General features: G+C 63.4%; 6 protein-coding genes and 2 pseudogenes. 5 read left to right on the top strand and 3 right to left on the bottom strand.

Annotated elements, in window-relative coordinates; translation table 11 throughout:
* Nucleotides 1-166: 166 nt before the first annotated feature.
* Complete coding sequence (topA, locus tag OKC30_RS17670; RefSeq protein ID WP_010673895.1) at nucleotides 167-2,788, bottom strand: type I DNA topoisomerase; 2,622 nt, start codon at nucleotides 2,786-2,788, stop codon at nucleotides 167-169.
* A gap of 360 nt (nucleotides 2,789-3,148) precedes the next feature.
* On the opposite strand from topA, the gene astB reads away from it, so the two are divergent.
* The gene (astB, locus tag OKC30_RS17665; RefSeq protein WP_160838098.1) at nucleotides 3,149-4,486 is read left to right on the top strand and encodes an N-succinylarginine dihydrolase; all 1,338 of its coding nucleotides are present in this window, start codon (nucleotides 3,149-3,151) and stop codon (nucleotides 4,484-4,486) included.
* A 230-nt stretch (nucleotides 4,487-4,716) separates the two neighbouring features.
* Here the strand turns inward: astB and sohB are convergent, their stop codons facing one another.
* On the bottom strand, nucleotides 4,717-5,724 hold the full coding sequence (gene sohB / locus OKC30_RS17660; RefSeq protein WP_039040521.1) for a protease SohB: 1,008 nt from the start codon (nucleotides 5,722-5,724) through the stop codon (nucleotides 4,717-4,719).
* 224 nt (nucleotides 5,725-5,948) lie between these two features.
* On the opposite strand from sohB, the gene OKC30_RS17655 reads away from it, so the two are divergent.
* Nucleotides 5,949-6,704, top strand: coding sequence for a YciK family oxidoreductase (locus tag OKC30_RS17655; protein WP_103261740.1), 756 nt, complete (start codon nucleotides 5,949-5,951; stop codon nucleotides 6,702-6,704).
* Nucleotides 6,705-6,793: 89 nt separating this feature from the next.
* Nucleotides 6,794-7,030: pseudogene (locus OKC30_RS17650) on the top strand (LysR family transcriptional regulator); the annotation flags it as partial.
* On the opposite strand, the pseudogene OKC30_RS17645 reads toward OKC30_RS17650, so the two are convergent.
* Nucleotides 7,028-7,279, bottom strand: a pseudogene (locus OKC30_RS17645) (MFS transporter); the annotation flags it as partial. The pseudogenes OKC30_RS17650 and OKC30_RS17645 overlap by 3 nt on opposite strands.
* 163 nt (nucleotides 7,280-7,442) lie before the next feature.
* Between OKC30_RS17645 and OKC30_RS17640 the strand changes: the two are divergent.
* Nucleotides 7,443-8,582, top strand: a complete 1,140-nt coding sequence (locus OKC30_RS17640) for a MalY/PatB family protein (protein ID WP_010673889.1) — start codon at nucleotides 7,443-7,445, stop codon at nucleotides 8,580-8,582.
* 148 nt (nucleotides 8,583-8,730) lie between these two features.
* Entirely contained in the window at nucleotides 8,731-10,086 is a 1,356-nt protein-coding gene (locus OKC30_RS17635; RefSeq protein WP_160838096.1) for a TAXI family TRAP transporter solute-binding subunit, read from the top strand.
* Nucleotides 10,087-10,287 lie beyond the last annotated feature (201 nt).

The raw sequence follows: 10,287 nt of genomic DNA, 5'->3' as shown, positions 1-10,287 counted from the left end.
AAAAGAGAGTAATAGATCAGAACGGCCGATCGCCGTCAAGCACTGAAAATAGCAAAATCAGGTGCGGAATGACGGATCCATGCAGCCATTCCAGTATATCGCCATCCACCAACAAAGAAGCCCCTCGCAAGGGGCCTCTTTCATCATGCTGTGAGCGGCGTCGCCATCAGGCTTTCTTCGCCTTGGGCAGGCTCTCCTGCCATTTTCCGTTGTCGTAATGGGCTGTCCAGCCGGTCGCCTTGCCGTTGACCTCGGTCATCACGTACTGCTCCTTGGTCTTGCGGCTGAAGCGCACCACGGAGGCGTTTCCGTCAGGATCTGACGCCGGGGCGTCCGCCAGGTACTGGTGCTTGGGGGAGAGGCGATCGCGGAAGCGCTTGAGCTCCTCCACCAGTGGCGCACGGGTCTCGCGGGATTTGGGGAAGTTGCTGGCGGCCAGGAAGAGACCGGCGGCGCCGTCCCGCAGCACGAAGTGGGCGTCGGACTGGGTGCATTTCAACTCGGGCAGGGGTACCGGATCCTCTTTCGGCGGTGCAATGTCGCCATTTTTCAGGATCTTGCGGGTGTTCTTGCAGCTCTCGTTGGTGCAACCCATGTATTTGCCGAAACGGCCGTTCTTGAGCTGCATCTCGGAGCCGCAGCGATCGCACTCGATGCTCGGCCCTTCGTAGCCCTTGAGCTTGAACTGCCCCTGCTCCACCTCGTAGCCATCGCAATCCGGGTTGCGACCGCAGACGTGCAGCTTGCGGCTGTCGTCGATGATGTAGGCGTCCATGGCGGTGCCGCAGATCCCGCAACGATGCTTGGCACGCAGCGCATCGGTTTCCGCCTCGTCCCCGTCGGTGGCGGAGACGAACTCGTCCGCACTGACCAGGTTGATGGTCTTCTTGCAGCGCTCCTTGGGCGGCAGGGCATAGCCGGAGCAGCCGAGGAAGACGCCGGTGGTGGCGGTACGGATACCCATCTTGCGGCCACAATCCGGGCAGTCGATGTCGGTCAGCACCATCTGGTTGGCACGCATGCCCCCCTCTTCATGGGGCTTGTCGGCCTGCTCCAGCTCCTGGGTGAACTCGGCGTAGAAGGCGTCGAGCACCTTCTTCCACTCCAGGCTCCCCTCTGCGATGCCGTCGAGCTTGTCTTCCATCTTGGCGGTGAACTCGTAGTTCATCAGCTCGACGAAGTTCTCCACCAGGCGGTCGGTGACGATCTCCCCCATCTTCTCGGCGAAGAAGCGGCGGCTCTCGACCCGCACATACCCACGGTCGACGATGGTGGAGATGATGGAGGCGTAAGTGGACGGACGGCCGATGCCGCGCTTTTCCAGCTCGCGTACCAGGGCCGCTTCGGTGAAGCGGGCGGGCGGCTTGGTGAAGTGCTGGCGCGGATCCAGCTTGACCAGTTTCAGCACCTCGCCGACGGTCACCGCCGGCAGCTGGCTGTCTTCACCCTTGCGGCCCATGGGCGGCAGGGCCTTGGTCCAGCCGGCGAAGCGCAGGGTGCGACCGCGCGCCTTGAGCTCGAACTCCCCTGCCTTGACGGTCAGGGTGGAGGAGTCGTACTGGGCCGGGGTCATCTGGCAGGCGACAAACTGGCGCCAGATGAGGTCATAGAGCCGCATGGCATCGGGCTCCATCCCTTCCAGCATCTCGGCAGTCACCTGGACGCTGGAGGGGCGAATCGCCTCGTGGGCCTCCTGGGCATTGGCCTTGGCGCCGTAGAGGTTCGGCTCGCTCGGCAGGTAGGCGGCACCATACTGCTCGCCGATGTATTCCCGCACCGCATCCACCGCCTCTTTGCTGAGGTTGGTGGAGTCGGTACGCATATAGGTGATGTAACCCGCTTCATAGAGACGCTGGGCCATCATCATGGTCTTCTTGACCCCGAAGCTCAGACGGGTAGAAGCGGCCTGCTGCAGGGTGGACGTGATGAAGGGAGCGGACGGCTTGGAGCCGGTCGGCTTGTCTTCCCGGTTGACCACCTTGTAGTCGACCCCTTCCAGGGCCGCCACGGCGGCGAAGGTCTCGGCCTGGGTCACCGGCTTGAAGTCGGCACCATTGCGGCTGACCACCTCCATGCGCAGCTCGCTCTTCTCGGCGGTGAGCAGGTCGGCGTTGAGATCCCAGAACTCCACCGGCACGAACGCCTTGATCTCGCGCTCCTTGTCGACGATGAGGCGCACCGCGACGGATTGCACCCGACCGGCGGAGAGGCCGCGGGCCAGCTTCTTCCACAAGAGCGGGGAGACCATGTAGCCCACCACCCGGTCGAGGAAACGACGGGCCTGCTGGGCGTTGACGCGATGAATGTTCAGCTCGGACGGCTGGGCGAACGCCTCCTGGATGGCGCTCTTGGTGATCTCGTTGAACACCACGCGCTTGTAGCGGCTGTCGTCGCCACCGATGATCTCGCGCAGGTGCCAGGCGATCGCTTCCCCCTCTCTATCCAAGTCGGTTGCGAGATAGATGGTGTCGGCCTTGGCGGCCAGACTTTGCAACTCGCTGACCACTTTTTCCTTGCCGGGCAAAATCTGGTAGTTGGCCTGCCAGCCTGCGGTCGGGTTGATGCCCATCCTTGAGAACAGGGCGTTGCGATCCTTGGCCGCCTTCTCGGATTCGCTGAGCTTGATGCCGCGAATGACAGGTTTTTTGGGCTCGGTGCTGGCGCTGCCGCTGGTCGGCAGATCGCGCACGTGGCCTACGCTGGATTTCACCACGTAGTCCTTGCCCAAATATTTGTTGATGGTCTTGGCCTTGGCCGGAGACTCCACGATGACCAGTGATTTGCCCATGCTGTAACTATTATCCTCATTGCACCCGACGGGGTTGGCGTGCGGTTTTGTGGGGCTGTATAAGAGATTTGACGGGAAAAAGCAATCTTGCGGGTCAATTTGCCCGACAGCCCGAACCGCCCTGCTTCTTTATTTATTAATGCGAAGCCGGGGCGCGGGAAGCAACCGCTTTTTTGTTTTTATGCTATATCCCCCCCTTTTTTAGATTGGAAATGACATATCCAGCCACCCTTGTGACATAAAAACCCATTCTGGTTATCAGCTTGTTACAAAGGATGAAATCTCTTTATAATGGCCGCACACCGCAGCTTTGTGCGCGGAAGGAACCGCTCCCCATATAAAAATCGAAAGGATGTGATCATGAAGCACTTCGAGGTCAACTTCGACGGCCTGGTCGGCCCCACCCACAACTATGCCGGCCTCTCCTATGGCAACGTCGCCTCCCAGAGCAACGCCAAAGAGGCCTCCAACCCCAAGGAAGCGGCCAAGCAGGGGCTGCGCAAGATGAAGGCGCTGACCGACCTCGGCATGGTACAGGGAGTGCTGGCCCCCCAGGAGAGGCCGGATCTCGCGACCCTGCGCCGCCTGGGCTTCACCGGCAACGACGCCAGCGTCCTGGCCCAGGCGGCCAGACAGGCCCCCGCCGTGCTGGCCGCCTGCTACTCCGCCTCCAGCATGTGGACCGCCAACGCCGCCACCGTCTCCCCGAGCGCCGACACCCAGGATGGCCGCATTCACTTCACCCCCGCCAACCTGACCAACAAGTTCCACCGCTCCCTGGAGCCCGAGGTGACCGGGCGCATCCTGCGGGCCGTGTTCAACAACGATCGCCACTTCTATCACCACCAGCATCTGCCGGAGAACGACCACTTCGGTGACGAAGGCGCCGCCAACCACACCCGGCTGTGCCGCGCCTATGGCGAAGCGGGGGTCGAGCTGTTCGTCTATGGCCGCAGCGCCTTCGACGTCTCCCAGCCCGCCCCCAAACGCTATCCGGCCCGCCAGACCCTGGAAGCGAGCCAGGCCATCGCCCGCCTGCATGGCCTGGGGGATGAGAGTGCGGTCTTCATTCAGCAGAACCCGGACGTGATCGATCAGGGAGTGTTCCACAACGACGTCATCGCGGTGGGCAACCAGAACGTGCTCTTCTTCCACCAGCAGGCATTCCTCCATACCGAGGCTGCGCTGGCCGAGGTGCGTACCAAGTTCGGCGACGGTGAGCTGCACTTCATCGAGGTACCGACTGCAGAGGTGTCGGTGCAGGATGCGGTGAAGTCCTATCTGTTCAACACCCAGATCCTCACCCTGCCATCCGGCGAGATGGCGATCATCGCCCCCACCGAATGCCGCGACAACCCGGCGGTGTCCGCCTATCTGGCCAGGCTGGTGACCCAGGGCACCCCCATCAAGGACGTCCACTACATGGATGTGAAGCAGAGCATGAGAAACGGCGGCGGCCCCGCCTGTCTGCGCCTGCGGGTCGCCATGAACGACACCGAGCTCGCCGCGGTCAACCCGGCCTGCCTCATCACCGACAGCCAGTTTGCCCGCCTGGATCAGTGGGTCGAGAAGCACTATCGCGACAGCCTGGCGCCGGACGATCTGCGCGACCCCTCCCTGGTGCTGGAGACCCGCACCGCCCTGGACGAGCTGACCCAGATCCTGAAACTGGGTTCCGTCTACCCCTTCCAACGCTGAGGTGCGCCATCGGCCTGCAGAGCCGACGCAATAAAAAAAGAGAGCCGGGCAATGCCCGGCTCTCTTTTTAGTCCTTTGCACTGAGCTATAAAACCTGTTCACGAGCTGTAGCGAGAGATCGTCAGCAAGGTGAAGAGCAGCGCAGGAACCGGAGTGTGTAGATACACATGAGGATTCCGAGCAGCACATGAGCCTTGATCACGACCTCGCAGTAAGCTCGAAACAGGTTCTCAGCGCCAGGGGCTCTGCTGCCACAGCCGGCCAAGGCCGGCCTCCAGCCCCAGTGCCGCCTGCTTGCCAAGCTTCTGGGTCAGGCTCCTTGGTTTGCTGTAGCGGATGCCGACCACCTTGTGATGGCTGGCCTGGGCCAGCAGGTAGTCATCGCTGGTGCAAAGCGCATCCACCAGACCGAGCTGCTTGGCCTGGCTCGCCAGCCAATGCTCGCCCGTGGTCACCTTGTCGATGTCGAGACCGGGTCTGTGCTCGGCCACGAAGGCCTTGAACTGTTCGTGGATGGCCCCCAGCTCCTCGCGAAACTTCTCCCGCCCCAGATCGTCGTTCTCGCCGAACATGGTGATGGTGCGCTTGTACTGACCTGCGGTGTGCATCTCGAATTCGATGTCGTGCTTCTTGAGCAGCTTGTTGAAGTTCGGCATCTGGGCAATCACCCCGATGGAGCCGACGATGGCGAACGGCGCCGCCAGGATCTTGTCCGCGACGCAGGCCATCATGTAGCCACCGCTCGCCGCCACCTTGTCGATGGCCACGGTCAGCGTGATGTCCTTGTCCCGCAGCCGCTGCAACTGGGAGGCGGCCAGGCCGTAACCATGCACCACGCCGCCGCCGGATTCGAGACGCAGCAGCACTTCGTCCCCGGGCCGGGCCACGCCTATCACGGCACTCACCTCTTCCCGCAGGGAGGCCACTTCCTTGGCATCCATGCTGCCGTTGAAGTCGATGACGAACAGCCGGCTGCGCTCATCCTCCCCCTTGGCTTTGGCCTTGTGCTCGGCCTTGCGGGTCTTCTCCATCTGCTTGCGCTCGGCCTTGCCCGCCAGGGCTGCCTGCAGTTGATGGCGCCCCTGCTCCAGCTCGCCGGAGAGATCGGTCACCACCAGCTCCCCCTTGCGGGATTTGGGCTGGCGGCTGCTCGCCACCATCAGGATGACGGCGCCGATGGCCAGCAGGAAGGTGAGGGTCTTGGCCAGAAACAGGCCGTATTCGGTCAAAAATGCCACTTGATGCTCCGCTCAATGTCCGGTTTTTTCACATAGTAAGGAGTTTGCCCCCCTCGCGCAAAAACTCTGCCATCTCCCGTGCCAAGGGCGGAGGGATCGACGCTATCGCCCTGTTTTATTCACATTTTTGCCGTCTCATACTGGTCAACTGCCGGGCCGGGTCAGTACACTTGCCCACTCGATTCGTTGCGCCAAGCCGCCAGGCATTGTTAACAGGAGTCCACATGCTCGACTATCAGGCCCCCCGTGATCTGCTCAAGGACAAGGTCATTCTGGTGACGGGCGCCGGTGACGGCATCGGCCGCGAAGCGGCCCTTACCTATGCGGCCCACGGTGCCACCGTGATCCTGCTCGGGCGCACCAGTGCCAAGCTGGAGGCGGTCTACGACCAGATTGAAGCGGCCGGTCACCCCCTGCCCGCCATCGTGCCAGTGGACTTGAAAGGGGCTACTGCCGCCCACTACCGCGGCATGGCGGAGACCTTCGCCCAGCAGTTCGGCCGCCTCGACGGCGTGCTGTTCAACGCCGGGCTGCTCGGCACCCTGTCGCCGTTCGAACACATTCAGGAGCAGGAGTGGGACGAGGTGATGCAGGTCAACGTCAAATCCGAATTCCTGCTGACCCAGGCGCTGTTGCCCCTCCTTCGCCAGACCGCCAAGGAGCACGGCGAGGCGTCCATCGTCTACACCTCCTCCAGCGTGGGCCGCAAGGGGCGCGCCTACTGGGGCACCTATGCCATTTCCAAGTTCGCCGTCGAAGGCATGATGGAGGTGCTGGCGGACGAGCTAGAGAACACCAGGGTGCGGGTCAACACCCTGAACCCGGGCGGCACCCGCACCAGGATGCGGGCCAGCGCCTTCCCGGCGGAAGATCCGCAAACCCTCAAGACCCCGGCCGATCTGATGCCCCTCTATCTCTACCTGATGGGGCGTGATAGTCAGGGCCAGAGCGGCAAGACCTTCGTGGCCCAGCCCAAATAAATCAACAAATCAACCGGATGGGATTACAGTGAAGAGGGGGTGCCAAGGCGCGCCCTGTTGAATCCCATCGGCCCCAGACAGGTTGCACTATGTTTCGTCCCAAGAGCACGTTTGAGCAATGGCGGATCTTTCAGGCGGTGGTGGACTGCGGCGGTTATGCCCAGGCTGCCGAGGCGCTGAACAAGAGCCAATCCTCCCTCAATCATGCGGTTGCCAAGCTGCAACAGAGTCTGGGGGTGGCCCTGCTGGGGGTGCGGGGACGCAAGGCGGTGCTGACGCCGGCGGGGGAGATCTTCCTCAAGCGGGCGCGCCAGCTCAGCCAGCAGGATCAGTTGCTTGCGATCCCCCTTGTTGTCGGAGCGGTGGCCGAGCCACTGGCTGATGAGGATGCCGATCACCGCGTTCACCGTGTAGAAGAGCCCCACCAGGAAGGGGCGCACCTGCACCTCCTCGGCCAGAAACAGGCTCAAGGTCGGCACCTGCAGCGCCACCGCCACCCCGGTCATGAAGGTCACGGCGAGAAACGAGAGAGAGACGGGATCCGGCCTCTTGCGGGCAGCAGACAGCAAACTCATAGAGATACCATTGATATGGAAGAAAAAAGGAGCCAGATGCGGGCGGGCTTGGCGTATGGCGGCAGCTATTTTATGCCATTATCAACAGCCACCTCAAGGGTTGCGGGGGGGCGTCCAAGTCCGTACATTGGAAGCCCATCCAGCGCCAGTACAAGGATTTAACATGTTTGATTTTGACCGGGAAATAGATCGTAGCGGTACCATGAGCCTGAAATGGGACAAATACAAGGGTCAGGATGTCCTGCCCATGTGGGTCGCAGACACCGACTTCGTCTCTCCCCCCGCCGTACTGGAGGCCCTCACCAAACGGGTCGCCCACGGCATCTTCGGCTATTCGCGCCCTTCTCCCCGGCTCATCGAACTCATCGTATCCCGTCTGGCCAGCCGCTATGGCTGGACCATCCAGCCCGAATGGCTCGTCTTCCTGCCCGGGGTGGTGCCGGGCCTCAACCTCGCCTGCAAGGCCTGGAGCCAGCACGGACGCGGCATCATCACCCCCAAGCCGGTCTACTACCCCTTCCTGCAGGCACCGGGCTTCAATGACCGCCCCCTGCTCACCGTCCCCGTGGTAGAGGAAGAAGGCCGCTGGGTGCTGGATCTCGAAGAGCTTGAGCGTCAGGCCCCCTCGGCGGATCTGCTGCTGCTGTGCAACCCCCACAACCCGGGTGGCACCGTCTTCACCCGGGAAGAGCTGCTGGCCATCGACGCCATCGCCGAGCGCCACAACCTGGTGATCTGCTCCGACGAAATCCACTGCGACCTGCTGCTGGACAAGGATGCCCGCCACATCCCCTATGGTGCCCTGAGCCCGGAGGCGGCCGAGCGCTCCGCCGTCATGATGGCGCCGAGCAAGACCTTCAACATCGCAGGGCTGTGCTGCTCCTTCGCCGTGATCCCCAATGCCCGCCTGCGGCTCAAGCTGCAACAGGCGATGCGCGGCATCAGCGCCGACGTCAATCTGCTGGGGTTCGTGGCGGCCGAGGCGGCCTATGAGGGGGGCGAGCAGTGGCTGAATGAACAGCTCGACTACCTGGCCGGCAACCTGGCCCTGATCGAGCAGGCCGTGGCCCGCTGGCCCGGCGTCAAGCTGGCCCGCAACCAGGCCACCTACCTCGCCTGGATCGACATGAGCGCCCTGGGCCTGGACGATCCCGTCGCCTTCTTCGAACAGGCGGGCGTGGGTCTCTCCCCCGGAGCCCAGTTCGGCAACGGCCAGTTCGTGCGGCTCAACTTTGGCTGCACCCGGGCCCGTCTCACCGAGGCCCTGGCCCGCATGGAGAAAGCCATTCTCCAGACCCGCTAGCGAACCGTCCCGGGCGGCGGCCCCAGGCCGCCCGGTGCGCGCAAAAGCGGTAAAATCCGTTCAGCTTCCCGTCTGATACGGATAAGATGAGGCTCATCACCGGATGAGCCCGCCTCCTCCTCATGTTCAGCCACGGTTTCGGTCCACTATGCGCCCATTCGCCTTCTCTGCCCTGTTGCGTCTGTCACGTACCGCCCTGCCCTGGCTTGCGGCCGTGCTGGCGCCCTCCCTCTTCGCCTCCCCCGCCTATGTCACCATCGGTACGGGAGCCCTCAACGGCGTCTACTACCCGACAGGAGGCGCTATCTGCCGCCTGCTCAACGAGGAGAGTGCCCGCCACGGCCTGCACTGCACGGTGCAGAGTACCTCGGGCTCCATCGCCAATCTGGCGGCGCTCGCCAAGGGAGAGGTACAGCTCGCCCTGATGCAGTCGGATGTGCTCTACCATGCGGTGCACGGCACCGGCCCCTTCGCGGGCCAGGCCCCGGACGATCAGCTGCGCAGCCTGTTGCGGCTCCACAAGGAGTCCCTGACCCTGATTGCCAGCGCCACCAGCAACATCACCACCCTGACCGACATCAAGGGCAAGCGGGTCGATGTCGGCGCCCCCAACTCCGGGGACAGGGTCACCAGCCGGGCCCTGCTCGATGCCATGGGGTGGCGGGTCGCCGACTTCAGCCGCCCGCCTGTGATCTCCCCGGGCAACCGGCTGGAGGGGCTCTGTGACGGCACCCTGGATGCCGCCTTCGTGGTCGCCGGTCACCCCAATCAGGCCATCGGCGATCTCACCGGCCGCTGTCAGGCCCGCCTCATTCCCATCGAGGGGGAACAGGTGGACAAGCTGCTCAAGCAGCACCCCTACTATGATCGCAGCCGCATCGGCGCCAACCTCTATCCGGGGCAGACAAGCGGCGTCAATACCTTCGCCGTCACCGCCGAACTGGTGGCGCTGGCCAGTCTGCCCGAGAGCGAGGTGCGCACCCTGCGGGACGTGCTGAACGAGCGGCTCAAGCAGTTCACCCGGCTGCATCCGGCACTGACCACCCTCACCTGGGAAGGCATGCAGGCGGGCAGCATCGCCCTGCTCCATCCCGGCATGCTGGATGCCGTGCCCACCCTCCCGGCGGACACCCTCACGGCATCCGGGGCAGGGGCGACCTCGGGCGCCCTGCCGACCTTGTCCCCGGCGAGCAGCGCGGCCACACCGACCGATGGGACAGGCCCCCTGGAAGGCACCGCGCCACTGGAGGGGTCCGACACCTTGCCGGAGCAGCCGGCCGCCGCGACCCTCTCAACCAGTTCGGGGGCGGCCTCCACCAACCAGGCCCCGGCACTGACCGAGCCGCCCACACCGGGCAGCGCAACCCTGGCACCAGGCCATCCCCTGACCCCGCCTGAGGCGCACGCCTCGTCGGCAACGCCGCTGGAGGCGCCATCACCGGAGGCCATGCCGGCCAGCCCGCCCAACCACGCGGTGGAGACCACAGCCCCCGCCGGGCAATGAACACCAACCAAGAGGCCACCCCAGGGGTGCAATGCTGTTCACTTAAGGAAGGTGCGAATAAGCGGGGAAATTCTTCTCGGCTGACTCAGTCATTTCATTTCTTCATGTTTGAGCCGATTTTTTACTCCCGTAAATGCCTTGAATCAGCCTATTTAGACCGTTTCTTCGCCATTTAAGGCGTTATTCCCAGTTTTTAGTGAG

The sequence above is a fragment of the Aeromonas sp. QDB18 genome (genome assembly GCF_027705325.1).
Lineage (GTDB): Bacteria > Pseudomonadota > Gammaproteobacteria > Enterobacterales > Aeromonadaceae > Aeromonas > Aeromonas caviae.
The sequence above is the reverse complement of the archived record's forward strand: the minus strand, read 5'-3'. Positions and strand labels throughout refer to the sequence as shown.